At 52.5% G+C, this 17884-nt stretch carries 15 protein-coding genes; 6 read left to right on the plus strand and 9 right to left on the minus strand.

The genetic code is table 11. The annotated features are described in order from the left end of the window. Nucleotides 1-984, plus strand: a 984-nt coding sequence (locus tag V7676_RS13750) for a methyl-accepting chemotaxis protein (protein WP_335660277.1), incomplete at its 5' end; no start/stop codon positions are given. 102 nt (nt 985-1086) lie between these two features. Here V7676_RS13750 and V7676_RS13755 read toward each other — a convergent pair. The 3 genes from V7676_RS13755 to V7676_RS13765 are packed head-to-tail and all read right to left on the minus strand — an operon-like array spanning nt 1087 to nt 5622. Then, a complete protein-coding gene (locus V7676_RS13755) occupies nt 1087-2244 on the minus strand; it encodes an acyl-CoA dehydrogenase family protein (protein ID WP_335660278.1) in 1158 nt (385 codons plus the stop codon). 5 nt (nt 2245-2249) lie between these two features. Next, the gene (locus tag V7676_RS13760) at nt 2250-4400 is read right to left on the minus strand and encodes a 3-hydroxyacyl-CoA dehydrogenase NAD-binding domain-containing protein (protein ID WP_335660279.1); all 2151 of its coding nucleotides are present in this window, start codon (nt 4398-4400) and stop codon (nt 2250-2252) included. 16 nt (nt 4401-4416) lie between these two features. Then, entirely contained in the window at nt 4417-5622 is a 1206-nt protein-coding gene (locus V7676_RS13765; protein WP_335660280.1) for an acetyl-CoA C-acetyltransferase, read from the minus strand. Between the two features lie 477 nt (nt 5623-6099). Between V7676_RS13765 and V7676_RS13770 the strand changes: the two genes are divergently transcribed. The 3 genes from V7676_RS13770 (at nt 6100) to V7676_RS13780 (ending at nt 10705) form a co-directional block, all read left to right on the plus strand. Further along, on the plus strand, nt 6100-8625 hold the full coding sequence (locus V7676_RS13770) for a TonB-dependent receptor (protein ID WP_335660281.1): 2526 nt from the start codon (nt 6100-6102) through the stop codon (nt 8623-8625). A 272-nt stretch (nt 8626-8897) separates the two neighbouring features. Further along, entirely contained in the window at nt 8898-9836 is a 939-nt protein-coding gene (locus V7676_RS13775) for an alpha/beta hydrolase (RefSeq protein WP_335660282.1), read from the plus strand. Beyond that, nucleotides 9833-10705, plus strand: coding sequence for a MaoC family dehydratase (locus tag V7676_RS13780; protein WP_335660283.1), 873 nt, complete (start codon nt 9833-9835; stop codon nt 10703-10705). The genes V7676_RS13775 and V7676_RS13780 overlap by 4 nt, the downstream gene beginning before the upstream one ends. Here the strand turns inward: V7676_RS13780 and V7676_RS13785 are convergent. The 4 genes from V7676_RS13785 to V7676_RS13800 all read right to left on the minus strand — a co-directional run bounded on the left by V7676_RS13785 (nt 10686) and on the right by V7676_RS13800 (nt 14827). Then, nucleotides 10686-11075 carry a VOC family protein gene (locus V7676_RS13785; protein ID WP_335660284.1) on the minus strand — a complete coding sequence of 130 codons (390 nt, stop codon included), beginning with the start codon at nt 11073-11075 and terminating at the stop codon, nt 10686-10688. The genes V7676_RS13780 and V7676_RS13785 overlap by 20 nt on opposite strands. Further along, entirely contained in the window at nt 11075-12385 is a 1311-nt protein-coding gene (locus V7676_RS13790; protein WP_335660285.1) for an MFS transporter, read from the minus strand. The genes V7676_RS13785 and V7676_RS13790 overlap by 1 nt, the downstream gene beginning before the upstream one ends. 235 nt (nt 12386-12620) lie before the next feature. Continuing rightward, nucleotides 12621-13754 carry a phosphotransferase family protein gene (locus tag V7676_RS13795; RefSeq protein WP_335660286.1) on the minus strand — a complete coding sequence of 378 codons (1134 nt, stop codon included), beginning with the start codon at nt 13752-13754 and terminating at the stop codon, nt 12621-12623. Beyond that, a complete protein-coding gene (locus V7676_RS13800; protein WP_335660287.1) occupies nt 13754-14827 on the minus strand; it encodes a TIGR03857 family LLM class F420-dependent oxidoreductase in 1074 nt (357 codons plus the stop codon). The genes V7676_RS13795 and V7676_RS13800 overlap by 1 nt, the downstream gene beginning before the upstream one ends. Nucleotides 14828-14959: 132 nt before the next feature. On the opposite strand from V7676_RS13800, the gene V7676_RS13805 reads away from it, so the two are divergent. Beyond that, on the plus strand, nt 14960-15406 hold the full coding sequence (locus V7676_RS13805) for a nuclear transport factor 2 family protein (RefSeq protein ID WP_335660288.1): 447 nt from the start codon (nt 14960-14962) through the stop codon (nt 15404-15406). Nucleotides 15407-15438: 32 nt separating this feature from the next. On the opposite strand, the gene V7676_RS13810 is transcribed toward V7676_RS13805, so the two are convergent. Continuing rightward, nucleotides 15439-16662, minus strand: a complete 1224-nt coding sequence (locus V7676_RS13810) for a cytochrome P450 (RefSeq protein WP_335660289.1) — start codon at nt 16660-16662, stop codon at nt 15439-15441. A gap of 103 nt (nt 16663-16765) precedes the next feature. After that, nucleotides 16766-16990, minus strand: a complete 225-nt coding sequence (locus tag V7676_RS13815; protein WP_335660290.1) for a hypothetical protein — start codon at nt 16988-16990, stop codon at nt 16766-16768. Nucleotides 16991-17006: 16 nt separating this feature from the next. On the opposite strand from V7676_RS13815, the gene V7676_RS13820 reads away from it, so the two are divergent. After that, the gene (locus V7676_RS13820) at nt 17007-17882 is read left to right on the plus strand and encodes an alpha/beta hydrolase (protein WP_335660291.1); all 876 of its coding nucleotides are present in this window, start codon (nt 17007-17009) and stop codon (nt 17880-17882) included. Nucleotides 17883-17884: the final 2 nt, after the last annotated feature.

The following is a 17884-nucleotide window of genomic DNA, read 5'->3' on the forward strand; positions in this document are numbered from 1 at the left end:
TACAGTCACTGCGATAAAACCAAAACACTCACTTATTTTATGCAACCAGTCTGTCTATTGAATGCTGACGGCGGACAGTCTGCGTTGGCGCAGGGCAAGCTCAGGCACCGCGTGAACGAAGATGTTACCGGGCCGCTTTCCCAGCTGCATCTCGACTATAACGAAGTATTACAAAAGCTCTTTCATACGATGCAAGAAATTATGGACGAATTCCATATCATCAAGAGTGGTTCTAACGAAATTGTTCATGCTTCATCGGACTTATCTGTACGCACAGAAAAACAGGCAAAATCGCTGGCTGATACAGCGATCACTCTAGAGAAATTTAGTCAATCTGTGCAAATCGCAGCGGACAATTCGAAGATCACGAGCTCCCGATTAACGCGCGCTCGCTCATCGGCAGAAAATGTCGATGAGACCGCAAAATGTGCCGTCGTAGCCATGCGAAACATCGCTTCTTCTTCTAAAGAAATGAATGAAATTATTACAACTATTGATGGACTAGCGTTTCAAACTAATCTCTTGGCACTCAACGCCGGGGTTGAAGCAGCCCGCGCAGGCGCATCAGGCGCTGGATTTGCAGTGGTTGCCAACGAAGTTCGCAGTCTTGCGCAACGTTCGGCCGAAGCTGCTAATTCCATTCGAGAACTAGTCTCAAAGTCTGATGCTATGATAAACAAAGGCGTTACTTTGGTTGAAAACAGCGGAGAAGCATTGCAGACGATCGTTTCGGAAGTTGGCGAAATATCTGATTTGATGGACGAGATAGCCGTGGCTGCTGCTGGGCAGGCCACCGGGATCTGCGAGATATCTGCCATGGTAGCGTCAATGGACAATACCACTCAACAGAATGCCGCAATGGTTGAACAGAGCACGGCCTGTTCGCAAAATCTTTCCAATGCAACAGAACGCTTGTTTAACCAGCTCTCCTTTTTCGATTTGGGTGGAGACAGATCAAATATCCGTTTATCGCTAGTTTCATAGCTCACGGGACCCGAACTATTTCAGATCGCTGTGTCCCGTGGTGCTATAAGCTGTCGATGGCCCATCATATTGGACAGGCTAACTGGCAAGTAAAAGACGCGCTCAATTCATTTTGCGTTCGTCTAGGCCCAGTCCGCGTCCGATGATTTCAAGCATGATCTCGCTGGTTCCGGCGAAAATCCGACTGATCCGTGCATCGGTATACATCCGACTGATCCGATATTCCTCCATATAGCCCGCACCGCCGTGGAACTGGACACATTGGTCCATGACACGGCCTTCCAGCTCGCTAGTCAGCAATTTGGCGGCGGAGGCATCCTCTGCAGAAAGCGCATTGTCGTTCAGAAGCAACACGCATTGATCGATATAAGTCTGTGCCATGTCCAACTCTGCACGCATTTGCGCCATCTTGAACCGTGTATTCTGAAAAGCACCGATGGGTTTGCCGAATGCTCGCCGTTCTTTTACATAATACAATGTCAGGTCGAAGGCCGTCTGCGCCGTTCCCAGAAAACAAATGGCTGCTATGAGCCGTTCCTGCGCGAGCATCTGGGCGAGATATTTGAACCCCTGCCCCGCTTCGCCAAGCAGATTGGCTTTGGGTATTTTCACGTCGTTGAAAAACAGCTCTGCTGTATCCTGACTTTTTAGTCCCATTTTTTCAAGCTTGCGACCGCGCTCAAACCCTTCCATTCCGCGCTCAACCAGAAACAGGCTGATCCCATGCGGTCGGTCGGGGTCGGTGCGCGCAGCGACCACAATCAAATCACCCAAAATGCCGTTGGAAATATAAGTCTTGGTTCCATTGAGTATCCAATGATCGCCTTTGTCCACTGCGCGGGTCTTCATGCCTGCGAGATCGCTGCCAGTACCCGGTTCGGTCATCGCTACCGCTAAGATCGTCTCACCGGAGACAATCCCCGGCATGAAGCGATCCTTTTGTTCGTCGTTGCCTAATTTGTGGATGTAGGGCGCGACCAGGTCGCTGTGCAGGTGGATATAAAAGCCAATATCACCGTGCCGCATATTCTCTTCGATAATGATCTGGTCGAAACGCACATCCTTGATTCCTGCGCCGCCATATTTCTCGTCCGCAAAGACGCACAGCAGGCCCTGTTCACCTGCCTTGAGGAATGTTTCGCGATCAACCATGCCCTCCTTGCGCCAGCGATCAGCGTGCGGCGCGACTTCGGCCTGCATGAAGCGCCGGACGCTGTCGCGAAACTGTTCGTGTTCTGGTTCAAAGATTGTGCGCTGCATAGAATTTAGACCTTTGCTGGAGCAGGATAGAAGGGTTCACCCTTTTTCGCTTTGGCTCGTAGCCATGCGGAGGGAGCGAAGCGCGCGCCATAAGCCTGCGCTAACCGATCAGATTCGCGAACAAATTCCTCGATCCCGACAGTATCGACAAAGCTCAGCGTGCCGCCAGTCCAGACTGGAAAGCCCCACCCCAAAATAGATCCGAGGTCGGCGTCTTCGACCGTTTCCAGCACACCTTCTTCCAGACATTGTGCCGTTTCATTCGCCTGCGAATAGAGAAAGCGCTTCTTGAGTTCTTCCTGATCGGGCTGTTCGTCGGACGAAGGAAATTCCTTCGTCAATCCGTCCCAAACATGTTTGCCGCCTTCGGCCGGGTAGTCATAAAATCCTCCGCCTGCCTTACGGCTGCCGCGACCGAGTTCGATCATCCGCGAAAGTACCTTCATGCCATTTTCAATTGTGTATGTGTTGCCTTCATGACCCTCGCCTTCCGCGATAATCTTGACCGGCAATTCCATGGTGACTTCGTCCAGCAACGCCAGCGGGCCAATCGGAAATCCAGCCGCCTTTGCTGCATTTTCGATCCGGGCAGGCTCGACGCCATCTTCCAGCATCGCCACACCTTCGAAAATGAACATGCGAAAAACACGGCTGGTATAAAATCCGCGCGCGTCATTGACAACGATTGGTGTTTTCCGGAGCTGTGCAATAAAATCGAGCGATTTGGCCAGCGTCTCGGGTGACGTTTCCTTACCCATGATCACTTCGACCAGACCCATCCGGTCAACGGGCGAGAAGAAATGCATGCCGATATATTGATCAGGCCGCACAGATGCCTTTGCGAGTTCGGATATTGGCAAACTCGAAGTGTTGGTTGCGAAAGTCGCTGTAGCCGGAATTACCGCCTCGGCTTTTTTCGTGGTTTCAGCTTTGATGCCTAAATCCTCAAACACCGCTTCGACAACAAGGTCGCAGCCTTCCAGCTTGGCGAAATCATCAGTTGGAGTGATTAGAGCAAGGATCGCATCCGCCTTGTCCTGTGTCATTTTGCCTTTCGCAACCAGTTTGCCAAAGCTCTTCTCACTATAGGCTTTGCCCTTTTCGGCAGTAGCCGTGTCACGGTCGATCAGGACCACTTCGACGCCGGCTTTAGCAGACACCAGAGCGATTCCCGCTCCCATCATGCCCGCACCCAGAACGCCCACTTTGGCTATTTTGGATTTAGGCACGCCAGCCGGACGCCTTGCGCCTTTTTCAGCAGCCTGTTTGGAAATGAAAGTCGTGCGAATGATATTGCGTGCTACGGGATCGGTCAGCAGCCGGGCAAAATATTTGCTCTCCACTGACAGTGCCTTGTCAAACGGCAGCTGTAACCCTTCAAAAACACAGGAAAGAATCGCCGTTGGCGCAGGATAATTATATCCCGATTTACCAACTACGGTTGCGACATTAATAGAATAGCCCAATGAAACTTCGGGTATGATCATGCCGCGCATTTCGGGCATGAAAAAACCTTTTTCATCCCATGCGCGCGTTGCAGATGGGCCGGAGGCGAGCCATTCGCGGGCCTTGGCGACGACTTGATCGGCTGGAGCGAGGACATCGACAATTTTAAGATCAACAGCCTCTTGCGGACCAACCGAACGGCCCGAAAGCAACAAGTCTAGCGCTTTTTTCGAACCAAGCATACGCCCTAAACGCTGAGTGCCTCCTGAACCGGGCAGCAAGCCAAGATTCACTTCCGGCAGACCAACGATCGCCCGGGGGTCATCCGCAAGCACACGGTAATGGCAAGCCAGTGCTAATTCAAATCCGCCGCCTAGCGCCAGACCGTTCATTGCGCAGGCCACCGGTTTACCCATCGTCTCCAGTGCTCGGTGCATCGCCGTGGCTGTTTGACTAAACGCATAGGCTTCGGTTCGCGTTAACCTGCCATAGCCTTCAACCATTTGCTTCAAATCTGCGCCAGCCATAAATGCAGGCTTACCGGAAGTGACGATCACCCCTGTAACAGCCGCATCATCCCGCAAATCAGCGATGGCGGTATTCATTTCCGCCAGCCAGTCATCGGAAACAACGTTCATGCTTTCATCGGCATTATCGAGGGTTAGAATTGCGACGCCGTCAGCGCCTTTGTCCAGTTTAATATGTCTCATGGTCTCGCTCATCGGGTTAGACCCGTTCAATAATAGTAGCAGTGCCAAGGCCGTTTCCGGCACAAAGCAGTGTCATGGCAGTGTTCAGGTCACGGCGTTCAAGTTCATCCAGAACGGTGCCGAGGATCATCGCGCCGGTCGCCCCAAGTGGATGGCCAAGCGCAATAGCGCCGCCCGCGACGTTTGTTTTAGCATGATCCACGCCAAGATGGTCCATGAACCGCAGCACCACACTCGCAAAGGCTTCGTTCAGCTCGTACAGATCAATGTCATCCTTCGACATACCGGCATTTTTCAGTGCTTTTTTTGCCACGGCTACTGGTGCCGTGAGCATGATAGTCGGCTCGGACCCGATGGAGGCCCAGGCCTTGATACGCGCACGAGGCTTGAGCCCGGCGGCTTTGCCGAATTCTTTACTGCCGAGCATCACAATCCCCGAACCATCAACAATGCCGCTGGAATTACCGCCCGTGTGAACATGTGCTAGTTCGTCGACTTGAGGATATCGTTCTTTCACGACCCGCGAAAAACCCAAATCAGCAAAACCAGGAAAGGCCGCTTTCAGACCTGAGAGCGATTCCAGCGTTGTCTGCGGACGGCGATATTCATCATTGTCGAGAAGGACTTCGCCCATCACGTCCTTAACCGGCACGATAGACTTGTCGAAATTGCCAGCATCCCATGAAGCAGCAGCGCGGCGCTGGCTTTCCACCGCATATTTGTCGACGTCTTCGCGGCTATACCCCTCCAACGTGGCAATGAGGTCCGCGCCAAGCCCCTGAGGGGTATAATAGTTATGTAGCGCTACGCTGGGATCTGCAACCCAGGCCCCACTGTCAGAGCCCATGAGCACACGGCTCATGCTTTCGACGCCTCCGCCGATCCCGGCGCTCGCCATGCCCGTCCCGATCTGCGCCGCAACATTGTTGACGGCTTCGAGACCGGATGCACAGAAGCGGTGTAACTGCTGGCCACCAACAGACTCAGCGTAATTGGCATTTAGAACCGCGCCGCGCGCAAGCACGCCGCCTTGTTCACCGACGGGCTGAGCACATCCGATTACAACATCATCAAGCAGACGGGTATCGAGCCCGTTCCGATCGCGGATCGTTTCAAGAAGCTGGGTCACCAGTTGAATCGCCGGAATTTCATGCAAGGAACCGTCCGGCCTGCCGCGGCCACGCGGTGTGCGGACATGGTCGTAGATAAAAACATCCTGCATTGCAGCGCATCTCCAAAAAAATTGAACCAGCCCCTAACCGACCGGATTGATATGGTCGCCCCTCCAACACCGAACCCCGCCTCAACACCTATCTGGTGGTAGGGTAATCACCTTCGCATGCGCCTCGAGCCTATCGACCCAGCGGCGATACCGATGAGAGGCAACATCGAAAGGCCATCTCCAGCGATCGGGATTTTAAACCACTGCCTTAAAAAGCTCGGCCAGAAGCATCCTCACCTGAGCGGATTATTTTAGAATATGGTAGCGAAGGATATTTTAGCCCTCCTGCCCAAGATTGCCTGTGTGTCTTTTTGGCAACGTTTGGACACAAGTTTATAAGCACTCTGCCTTCCCTACCCTTCGATAGGAATTTAATTTATGCGGCAAACTACAAAGACCCAAGCAAGTTCGCAAAAGCGGATGATGTGAGATTTCTGGACTCGAATGGTTCAGGGTCCAATTTGGGAGGATATATCAATGAATTCATTTAAATTAAAAGCAGCGCTAGCTACATCGGTAGCCGCAGCAACACTGTTTCCATCAGTCGGCTATGCGCAATCAACGACCGAGACTGCTAACGAGAATGATAATGTAATTATCGTTACTGCGCGCCGCACCGATGAAAATTTGCAGGACGTACCCGTCGCGATCACTGCATTCGATACCGGCGCGCTGGACCGCAGCACCATTCAGGAATTATCCGACGTGCGCACCATCGCAGCCGGTTTAAATTTCAACTCTGAAGGCGGCAAAAACACCATTAATGTTAGCTTGCGCGGCTTGGGCCAACTTCCAGTTGGTTTAGCTACGCCAGGCGTCGTAACCTATGTTAATAACGTCGCTATTCCTAGTCTGGGATCGAGTGTCCCGACTTTTGACATTAGCAACATTCAGGTTTTGAAGGGCCCACAAGGAACATTGTTCGGCAAGACCACTCTTGGCGGTGCGATCCTGATCAATACTGCGCCAGCCACCGACGAATTTGAAGGCTACGTAAAAGGCACCTACGGCCGCTTTGATTATCGCGCAATTGAAGGCGCGATCAACCTGCCGATTATTCAAGACACAGTGGCTCTGCGCGTTGCGGGTCAGGTTCGCCGTCAAGATTCGCGTACACCAGCGATTGACAATATCTTGTCCGACTCAACCCTGTATCCTGGTTTTGCTGGCGTCGCTGGCGTGAGTGCGGATTATCCAGGGTTTGACGACGTGCATCAGGATTCTGTCCGTGCAACACTGAAAATTTCACCTGGCGACCGGATAACCAACACCACTGTATTCGAATATTTCAAGGCAAACGAACTGGCTTCATCGCTATATGCCTTTGGGCGAGGCCCCGGTTTTGGCATTCTTGGATTTAGTCCGTCTGCTGTTGCGAACTTCACCCCAGTTTTCGGTGGATCCGCTGGCTTTAACCAATTTCTTGCCAACGGTGTTACGGCGCAAGAGGTTTCAGAAGCCAATCCCCGGGGAGCGTTTGACGGAGGAGTTAATGGTGGTCGGGCAAACCGAAAAACCGTTGGCGTTGTCAACACGTTCAAGTTTGAACTTAACGACAATCTCTCGTTCCGGAACATATTCGGCTATCGGAAAACAAAAAGCGACCAGCTCATTAATACGTCAGGACTGCCCTTCTTGGATAATGGCGGCATCGACCTCGATCCTCGGCCATCTCCGAATGATCTGATAACCCAACCTTTGGTAGTTTACTACGCATCGCAGGTTTATCGCCGGGATTATATCGATTCAGAATCCCAACTATTTTGGGAATCTGACGGTCTGAATGCGATATTGGGCTTTTATTATAGTGTTGATGGTCCTGATGGCGCTTCGGGCAGTGCGTTCACGCAATTTTCTCCATTCGGTCTGAACAACTTTACGACAGAACATGTGAAAAATCGCAATGTTGCAGTCTTTGGGCAGGTTGGCATTGATCTCACCGACAAGCTGACCCTCAATATTGGTGGACGATATAGTTGGGATAAACAGTCATTCTGCTATCTCCCCGCAAACGCTGCCGGTCCCTTCACATATGACGACTGTAAATCCGACGTTGCTGCGTCGAACCTTCTGCCAGGGGCAAATACAGATGCCAAGAGTGTCGGATCGATTAAAGACTCGGCACCAACATGGACAGTTGGCCTAGACTATAAAGTCCATGACGACCTGCTGGTTTATGTCACCAGTCGCCGCGGCTATCGTCCTCGGTTAACGAACTATCCGATCTATGAATCGCCTCAGGCGACTGGCTCGCCAACTGCTTGTGGTGGCTTCCAATGTGCTGATCTGCGGTCCTTCCAGACTGTGAAGCAAGAACGAGTAACCGATATTGAAATTGGCGAAAAGCTGAGTTTTGACCTGAGTGGCGCACGGGGACGGCTAAACGTTGCCGCATTCTACTCCAAATATGAGAATGCAACGCAATTTGTGTCGAACAGCAGCATTCCCGCTCTGAACTTCGCACCGGACAGATCACCAGCCGCCTTTATCGCTAATGCTGCTGATCTATCTATCTACGGTTTGGAAGTCGATTTCAGCGTTTCACCAACCCGCAACTTCACTTTCGGGTTTAACGCTGCTCTTACGAAAACCAAAGTCGATAAGCTGTTGCCAATTGATACAACCCTCCTTCCCGGCTTTGGTTCTTTTACAGAAGCCAGCGTGAACAAGTTGACGCCGACATTCTCAGGTACAGTCAGCGCATCATGGACATTGCCGGTTCGTCCAGCCGATGGCGATTTGGTCCTGAACAGCGACCTTTACATGACCGACGATTATGGTGGGCAGCAGGGCTTCCAATTGAAAGGCTATAAGTTGGCTAACGCACGTCTTGATTGGCAGGGTATTGCAGGAAGCGGACTTGACCTCGGTGTTTATGTCAAGAACCTGTTTAATGAACAGTATGAGTCAGGCGTTTCCATCCTTCTGCCTAACCAGCCGTTTAACTCTCTATATATCGGCGCTCCACGGACTTGGGGTGTGGAAGCAAAATACAGCTTCTAATCACAAGCGACGAACGTCGTTAATGGATAGCAAGAAAAAGGCCGGGCAGCGATGCCCGGCCTTTTTTCGTTGATATTATCAATTTTCGAACGCGGCTTCATCACCCTTCGATTATCCGGTAGGTAGTTTTCCAACCGATCTAAGTCCGGTCCGCAGGATTGCCTGCCATAATAGGATACTTGTCCTTCGGAATGCGAACACACATAAAATGAATCTGCGGAAGAATAGCGATTTTAACAACATAGTTGCAAAAAACAAAAAAGGGATTTGCTGTGAATACACGTCATCTGGTCGACCCGGATTTACTTCCCATAGTCGATAATTTCCCAGCCTTGGAAATGAATTCGGAATCGCTGCGAGCTATACGAAACATGTTCTCGGCCCAGCTTTCGGGACAGGAACTGCCGGACTTAGCTGTTCAATGCAGCGAAGTTCAAATTCCATCGGGTGAAGACAATCGGACCATTCGTTGCCTGATGATCCAGCCAAAATCCATGGCGCCATTATCACCGGCAATTCTACATTTCCACGGCGGTGGCCATGTGCTGGGGGCGCCGGAAATGAACCAATCGGAATTGATGCACTGGGCTGCAGAGCTTAGCTGCTTAGTCCTTTCTGTAGATTATCGATTGGCTCCCGAAACAGCGTTCCCCGGACCGATGGATGACGCCTATGTCGCGCTGCGCTGGTTAAATGAACAGGCCGAAACTCTTGGAATCGACCCTGACCGGATAGCGGTTGCAGGGGCAAGCGCAGGGGGCGCTATGGCCGCCTGCCTGTGCCTTATGGCCCGTGACCGCAATGAATATCGGATTGCCTTCCAGCTACTCGAAGCCCCGCGACTCGATGATAAGATTCAACAACAAGAGAGTGGAAACCCGTTTACCGGTGAATTCGTCTGGACGCGCGAAGCAAGCAGCTTTTGCTGGAACGCTTATCTACCCGGCGGTTCAACGTCACCCTATGCAACGGCCGCCCGGGCGAAAGACCTGTCGAACCTGCCGCCCGCTTTTATCGGGGTTGGTGCACTTGATCTTTTTGTAGACGAATGTCTTGAATATAGTACGCGTCTCATCCGTGCGGGCATATCGACTGAGCTGATCGTCTATCCGGGTTGCTTTCACGGCTTTCAAATGGCACGCGAAGCCGCCATCACCCGCCGTTCGCAAGCAGACAGTTTGCTAGCGCTTAGGAATGCATTGACCAAATGACTGATAATTTGAATATCGAAAAACTAATGGCCTATAAAATTCCGCAGGCACGGGATGATTATGATCCGCGCGACGCGATTCTCTATGCACTGGGCGTCGGCACCGGGCTGAGCGACAAGATTGACGAAACCAGCCTGTTGTTCGAGCGTGACCTGCAGGTGTTGCCGACGATGGCACTGGTTCTGGGCACTCCCGGTTTTTGGCCGATGGACCCCGGATCGGGGCTGGATTGGCTGAATATTCTCCACGGCGAACAGCGGCTGAAGATCTTCGATCCACTGGACCCCTTCGGAACAATGATTGGCGAAACGAAAGTCACAGATGTTGCCGACAAAGGCACGGGTAATGCTGCCTTGATACGGGCTGTAAAGGAGTTGCGAACCCCAAGCGGCCTGATCGTTGCAGAAGCCAGCGAAGTCTGGGTGGCTCGCGGCGCTGGTGGATTTGGCGGAGCACGTGATTTACCCGGCGATCCGCTACCGCCAGTTCCTGACCGCGATCCCGATTTCGAAGTATTATTGCCGACATCGCTTGCGCAGGCAGCGACGTATCGTCTGTCCGGTGACCGTAACCCGCTACATATTGATCCAGAGATCGCGCAAAGTGCGGGGTTTGGTCGCCCGATATTGCATGGGCTTTCAACCATGGGCCTTGTCGGACGGGCCTTAATTCATGCATGTTGTGGCAGTATCGCGAAAAACTTGCATGAAATCGGCGTACGCTTCACAGCACCCGTCTATCCCGGTGATACGATCCGAACCCATATTTGGCAGGATAATGACATCATCCAATTCCGCGCCGAAGCAATCGAACGCAAGCAGCCCGTCATTGATAACGGTCTGGCCAAAATTAGCACGGTGGCTGTTTGAAGCAATAGGCGCAGATCTTGTTACCATCAGGATCAAATAAATAGGCTCCAAAGGCATGCGGCACGGCTCCCCGGATTCCGGGTTTGCCGGCATCGCTGCCTCCAGCCGCCAGTCCGGCTGCATGAAATGCCGCAACCGCCTCCCGGTCTGGTGCTTTGAAGCCAATGGTTACACCGTTGCCCGGAGAAGCCCCCTCCCCGTCAACCGGTTGGAGGACCAGAAATTCGGCTGCCCTTGCACCATAGGAAAGCCCCTGATCGAGAAATTTCCCGAGCCGTCTTATGCCCAAAGGTGCCAGCGCGGCATCGTAAAATTTACCTGCTCGCTCCACGTCATTAGTTCCCACACAATTATGCGTAAAAATTCCCATCAGTCGCCCTTCGCTGGTTTTGGCATTTTCAGAAGCAGGATCGCAAAAATCGACAAGAGTGAACCGATCGAGATGATCGTTGAAACATCGTCCATATTCAGGCCGCGCGCAAACAAAATTCCCGCCAGTGCCGGTCCCATCGCGGCGCCTGCGCGTCCGAAGCCGATACCAAAGCCCGTCCCTGTCGCACGAACGCGTGAGGGAAAAGCCATTGCCAGCAGGGCATAAAAACCTACCGCTGCGGCATTAGAGAAAAATGCGGTGATCCCGGCAATCCAGCCCAGCATCGCGATATCTGCAGGTGCCCGGCCAAAGATATTGAGCATCACAAATGCGCCGGCCAATGAAATCACTGTAGCCTTTCGTATCCCGATTTTCAGCGAGACGACCCCTAGCAATCCACCGCCAATGGCTCCACCAAGCATCGCCAGTGTAAGCACGCCGCCGCCAGCGCTTGCATCGAAACCCATATCGACAACCAATTTTGGAATCCATTTCACGAAATAATAATAGGCCGTGACATGCGTAAGATAGGCCAGCGTCAACAATATCGTGCGCGTGAGCAAAGGCGGCTGCAAAATCTCCACCAGTGGCGCGCGGGCCTGTTTTTCCGGCGGATCTGGCAACTGCTTCAGTTGCAGCAAATCAAATCGCTGCAAAACCTTGTTAATTCGCTCAAGCGCTCGTTCGGGCCGCTTTTCATTGAGCCAATCGGGCGTTTCCGGAACTAACCATAGCGTTAGCGGTATGCATGCTATTGTCAGGGCGGCACCAAGGTAGAAGACTACCCGCCAATCACCACCAGCCAGCCAAACACTCGCGAGCATGCCGCCAAAAAATGCGCCGAGCGGATAACCGATCAGCATTAATGGCAAAACCAGATTGCGGTACCGCGCATTGGCAAATTCCGCAACGGTAGCATTTAATGCCGCAAGCATTCCGCCAATGCCCAAACCCGTCAGCAACCGCCACAGCGATAATTGCGTAACATCGGTCGACGACGGAGCCAGAAGCATGCCCGTGGTCATCACAACAAGACAGCCGATGATAGTCGGACGGCGGCCAAAGCGATCAGCCATACCGCCCAGCAGGATCGATCCTACAGCCATGCCGATCAATTCCATCGACAGCACCCAGCCGAGCACATCCTTAGGAACCGCCCATTCTTCGGCAATTCCGGGAGCGGCAAAGCTGATCGACATCACATCAAAGCCATCCAGCGCATTGAGCACAATCGTCATGGCCAAAGCAGCAATCTGCCACTTGCCTAAACGTCCTTCGTCAATAATATCACGCGGCGTTTTCGCCATTATTTTTCTCCCCCAACGCACTTTTCAGTGTCTTGATTTCCGGTCCTTAGCGGCTCTTTACATCGCCGTCTCATTAGCAATGTGTCGCACCGGCTCCATCTGAGCAAGGGGGATATAGCCCGTCGATGAATTCTTTTCCGTAATGATCAGGCAATCGCACGTGGCTTATGGTGCGATATCTGCCATCGTGCTTTTCTCTAGGAGCAGGTTTTTTAGCAAAACTGGAAAAGATTTTTTAGCCGTCGTCTTTCTGATCGACCGGCGTCATGTTGCTCATGAAGGCATAGAAATCCGGCCCAAGTTCAGGCAGTTCCATTTCCAACCTTTCGGCCAGATAAAGCGTCATGAAATTGGCATTGAGTGATTTATTTTCCGGCGGAATATTGCCGATACCAACCTGCCGGTCAAATGCCCCTACAGCAACCAGTGCCATACGTAGTGCTACAACAACGTCGTAATATTCCAGATGCTGTGCCTTGCGCCCGGTTTCGGCTTCCCAAATACCAATCGTCTCTTCTCGCGACGGCAAGCCTTCCAGCCGTTCAACGCCGAAACGGCGGCTGAACAAATCATCAAAATAGAGCCACCATGCAAGGTCGAGTTCCGACGGACCAAGCGCGGCCAATTCCCAATCGATCAGAGCATTGACACTGCCATCATCGGCGAACATCACATTGGATGGTGTACTGTCACCCCAAAGGACATTGACCTCTGTATTTTCCGGCTGTTGCACGCGAATATATTCGATGGCCCTATCGACATAGGGCATCACCCGGTCTTTGCGGCAGCCATGATACCACGCCTCAATATGGCCGAGATACTGATCTAGTCCTGGTGCGCCCCATTCGGCCCGCGCAAGGAACGAAAATCCATCGCTCTGCCAGTCAATCCGGCTCATCCTCGCATAGGCTTCGACGGCGTTCTTCCAGCTTTGTCCCCGCTGGGCCGGGCTCATTTCAGCCAACCAGCCTTTGGAATTATAGTTGGGATTCTGTGTCGCCGACTGCCCCTCTACTCGCCCCATCACCAGAAACGGCATATCGAGGATTGATGAGTCCAGTTCCATCCCAACCCATTCGGGCACCGGTGTTACCTGCAAACGATCCAGCGCTGCCATCATCCGGCCCTGTAATTCCAAACTCGACCCCAGCACAACTTCCAGATCACCCGGCTGTCGGCGAACAACCAAAGTGCGTGATTGCGATCCCGCTGTATCCTGAAAATCGACATTCACAAAAAATATCTCTGCGGAAAAACCCGAGCCTAGTGCAACTTCGAGCGGTCGAAGCTGAACGTCGGACCAACCTTCGACATTGGTTTCAAGCCAGTCGCGCAGACGGACCTGCACCTCAGCAGCGGACAATGTCATTAAAGCCCCCTTGCCGCCAGCGCGCGCTGCAATTCTGTGGTCAGCGGCCCCATGTCAAAGGGTGATGCGCCGTGCAGAAGTATTTCGTCAGCGCCGGCATCAAGATAGTGCATCAACTGGTCAGCACAGATAGCCGCAGTCCCGACAGCAGCCCCTTCATCAATCCATTGTTGCGGCAAAAGCTGCCCGACATCGACCAGTTCCTGACGAGTATAGGCCTGATCAGCCGGTTTTCCATTCAGGTTCGCAATCTTTGGATGGGCGCGGACTTTATCCAAAACACCCTTGTCCCATTCGTTAATCTCGACGATCAAATCCCCAAAGCCGGGCAATTCGAAATAGGTAATAGCCCGGCCGCGCACAACGGCATCTTCCTCGTCCTTTGGCAAATCGGGCGCGACAATGATATTGTGATAAATGCGTACCGACATCGGGTCGCGCCCCGCCTTTTCCGCAGCGTCCCGAACGATTTTCGTGCTGTTCCGAACTCCGGTGGGTGAAATGAACGGGTGAAGCAAAACGCCGTCGCAATGCGTTCCAGCAAAGGCGAGACTCTTCGGGCCAATCGCGGTAAAAATAATTGGTGGACGCGGACCATCGTGAAAATCAGTCAGCTTGAGCATCGGGAACTTACCCAAAATTCCATCATATTCGACGGCCTCACCGGCCCATAAACGTCGGAAAATGCTGATATAATCGGCAAGACGATCCATTGTAATTGCCGGTGCACCCATCATTTTCATATAAGCGGGAACCGCGCGGGCAAACATCACTCCAAAGCGATTGCCACTCATAGCCTGCATCATGTTAGCAACGCTCGCTGTGACCAACGGATGCCGCATCGTCGCGTAAAACGTGCCATTGATACGAATTTTCGAGGTCGCCTCGCTCACAGCACCGGCCAGAACCGCGGGCTCCTTCAATGCGAAACGTTCGGAAATCCAGATCGCGCCCAGTCCAATGCGCTCGGATTCCAGAGCTTCCTCGATACCGCGGCGTGGATCATCCACCCGGCCGGGCAAAATATAGGTTCCGAACCTGTCGAAAAGTGCCTGTGCGCCTGGCTCTTGCATTATTACGATTTCCCTCACCTAATCATCAGCATTGGTCGTCACAATCGGTTACCATGAGACGCGATCAACCTGCCAGAAGGCAGGGTGCCGCGAGTAGGGCGTTAAGGCAGAAAAACTGTTCAGGAGACAGATATGGATAGTTTGCAAAATTTTCAGGCCATTGAAGATATCCGCTTGGTGAAAGCCCGCTATTGCCGCTTCCTCGACACCAAGAACTGGGAAGGCTTCGCTTCCCTATTCACCTCTGACGCTGTGATGGATGTCCAAGAAGACACCGGCAATCCACCGATCACCGGCGTTGAATTGATCGTGGAACAAGTCAGATTTGCGGTTGAACATGCGGCATCAAGTCATCAGGTCCATACGCCCGAGATCACGCTGGACGGACCTAACACGGCGCAAGGCGTGTGGGCCATGCAGGACCGCGTTGTCTGGCAAGCAGGCAAATCACCAATAAAAGGCATCGCCTCGATTACCGGCTACGGCCAGTATCACGAAAATTATCGCCGTGAAGACGCCGTGTGGAAAATCGCCGCCTTGCGCCTGTCACGCTTCCACGTGGATATGCACTCGGCCTGACAAGTGAACTAGACATTTAGGCCGGGGACCAATCAGACATCCCATTCCATCTCAAGCTTCGGCACATGCAATATATTGCCCGCGTGATATTCGATTTGAAAACCTTCAGCCACGCGGAAGGGCGGCACGAGTGTGAGCCATTGTTCCAGCGCAGTATGCATTTCCATCCGGGCCAGATGCATGCCCAGACATTTGTGAATACCAAATCCGAGAGAAATATGCGGTGCCTTGCGGTCAAAACGGATTTCTTCGGGGCTATCATAATATTCAGGATCATAGCCTGCAATCGGAGTGGAAATACCGACATAGTCACCCGGCATGATTTTCTGCCCGTGAATCTCGATTTCTTTGGCCGCGATACGGAATACACTGACCGGAGCGAAAGCGCGCAAAAATTCTTCAACTGCCAATACAATTTTTTTCGGATCGTCACGCAACTCCTGCTGTTTGTCGGGATTTTTGGCAAGATAGGTAAAGATATTGCCGAGCATCGACGTCACCGTATCCAAACCGCCAATGAACAAGTTAAAGCAATGACCAAATACTTCCTTGTCATTCCATTTGCGACCTTCGACTTCATAGTCAAAAATTCCACTGACATAATCATCACCCGGATTGGCGCGCCGATCCGCAATCATCTCTCTAAGGTAATCCGCCACTTTGCGAACTGAACGCGAACGCAGATCAAAATCATTGGTGTGAAAAATATCTTTTTCCCACTGTAGGAATTCTGCCATCCGCTCCTGTGGCAAGCCGAGCAGATCGAGTACGATATAGATCGGGAATTTTGACGAAAAATCCTCGACAAATTCACAATGTCCACGGTCTTTAAATTCTTCAATTTGCCGGGTCGCGCGCTCCTGCAGTTCATCGCGCATTTTTGCGATTTTCTGCGGTGCAAAAAAGGGATTAAGCGCCTTGCGATATTCACCATGGATGGGCGGATCGGTTTCGGTTGGAATTACGAGCCAGTCTTCCCCTATCGACTGGGCAAATTTTCCCATCCCTTTTTTTGTGTAATTGTCGGGATCCCGCAAAACCGTGTGCATGTCGTCAACCTTGGTCAGCAACCAGCCGCCATGATCGCCCGGAAAAATATTGCTGCACCATGTAATGGGTCCAAGAGTGCGGTGAATCTCCGGGATCATGACTTCCTGCGGGCAGATATCGAAATTTTTGCGCGCAAAAAAATCAAGCCGGACGACTTTGTCAGCCGGAACATGAGCCGGAAGTTCTTTGGTCGGTGCAGAAGCCATTATCATTCTCCGAATTTTAGATATTATCTACTTACCAGATAATACGCATTTTCGCAGCCAGTCTGCGGTTGCGAAGCGCAATGGCGCGTTGCTGCGGACTGACCTACTTGGTTGACTCAGGCAAATGCTCCAAGACACCGGTCAGTTGGACCTTTCTTAAGGTAGGCAGTGATGCCAGATCACCAAAATCGATCTGACCCAATTGCGGATGATGTGCGGATGATGCTTGCATGTGCGCAATATAACCGCGCTCATTTGCGGCAATTTCCGCAAACCCGTCTCCCGGCAGGTGAGCGAACAGCGCCGCCAGCCAAACTAAACGCTTCAAGAAGGAACGGCATAAAATGAAATCAACCGACATGTGGCTAAATGTGACCCCCATGACTGGCTTGAGCCAAAAGACAGAAATTGCCGCCACACTGCACCTACCCGACGAGATACCGGAAAACGACTTGCAACTGATATTCGCCATTCATGGCGGCGGATATCGACGCCTTTACTGGCATCCGCCCTTTGCCGATGAAAGCTACAGCTTTGCACGCTGGTTTACAGGCCATGGCAAGGCGGTACTCGCCATCGACATGCTGGGCATGGGGGAAAGCAGCAAGCCGGAACCGGAAAGCCTTCTCAGCAGTGCCATTATTGCCGCCGCCCATGCCGACGCACTGGCCCAGGTGATTGCCAAGCTGGACCGCCCCGTTAGCGTGACGGGCCTAGGCCATTCCATGGGCGGCATGATGATCATTGCGCAGGCCACGGCCCATTCCGTATTTGACCGTGTCGCTGTGCTTGGCTGGGCGAATGAACCGATGGTGCTCGGCGACACCGATGTCGCCAGCCTGCAAGGGGACTTCATCCCCAGTGGTTATCTCCCCACGCCGCGCAAACCGATGCGTCAACTCTTTTACTGGCCCGATGTTCCATTAGAGTTGATTGAATCCGACGAAGCCCATGCGTCGACAACGCCTGCCACTTTAGGCCGCGATGCTCTAACGCCCGGTATCGTTCATGAAGCCGCCGCACGCATCGCCGTGCCGGTGCTCGTCGTGCAAAGCGAAATAGACACTAGCCCCGCCCCTGAAAAGGAACCGGCCTATTATAGCGCTTCGCTCGCGGCCGAATTGCAAATCGTAAAGGACGCTGCCCATTGTCAGAATTTCGCAGGCACGCGCAGCAAGCATTGGGGCGACCTCAATGACTGGATTGATCGAACCAGCTAAAA

The sequence above is a fragment of the Parasphingorhabdus sp. genome (assembly GCF_036963805.1).
GTDB lineage: Bacteria > Pseudomonadota > Alphaproteobacteria > Sphingomonadales > Sphingomonadaceae > Parasphingorhabdus.

Coding starts and splice junctions, on each gene's coding strand:
- V7676_RS13755 (WP_335660278.1), bottom strand. CDS start 2,244: ATGCAGCGCACAATCTTTGAACCAGAACACGAACAGTTTCGCGACAGC.
- V7676_RS13760 (WP_335660279.1), bottom strand. CDS start 4,400: ATGAGACATATTAAACTGGACAAAGGCGCTGACGGCGTCGCAATTCTA.
- V7676_RS13765 (WP_335660280.1), bottom strand. CDS start 5,622: ATGCAGGATGTTTTTATCTACGACCATGTCCGCACACCGCGTGGCCGC.
- V7676_RS13770 (WP_335660281.1), top strand. CDS start 6,100: ATGAATTCATTTAAATTAAAAGCAGCGCTAGCTACATCGGTAGCCGCA.
- V7676_RS13780 (WP_335660283.1), top strand. CDS start 9,833: ATGACTGATAATTTGAATATCGAAAAACTAATGGCCTATAAAATTCCG.
- V7676_RS13785 (WP_335660284.1), bottom strand. CDS start 11,075: ATGGGAATTTTTACGCATAATTGTGTGGGAACTAATGACGTGGAGCGA.
- V7676_RS13790 (WP_335660285.1), bottom strand. CDS start 12,385: ATGGCGAAAACGCCGCGTGATATTATTGACGAAGGACGTTTAGGCAAG.
- V7676_RS13795 (WP_335660286.1), bottom strand. CDS start 13,754: ATGACATTGTCCGCTGCTGAGGTGCAGGTCCGTCTGCGCGACTGGCTT.
- V7676_RS13800 (WP_335660287.1), bottom strand. CDS start 14,827: ATGCAAGAGCCAGGCGCACAGGCACTTTTCGACAGGTTCGGAACCTAT.
- V7676_RS13805 (WP_335660288.1), top strand. CDS start 14,960: ATGGATAGTTTGCAAAATTTTCAGGCCATTGAAGATATCCGCTTGGTG.
- V7676_RS13810 (WP_335660289.1), bottom strand. CDS start 16,662: ATGGCTTCTGCACCGACCAAAGAACTTCCGGCTCATGTTCCGGCTGAC.
- V7676_RS13820 (WP_335660291.1), top strand. CDS start 17,007: ATGAAATCAACCGACATGTGGCTAAATGTGACCCCCATGACTGGCTTG.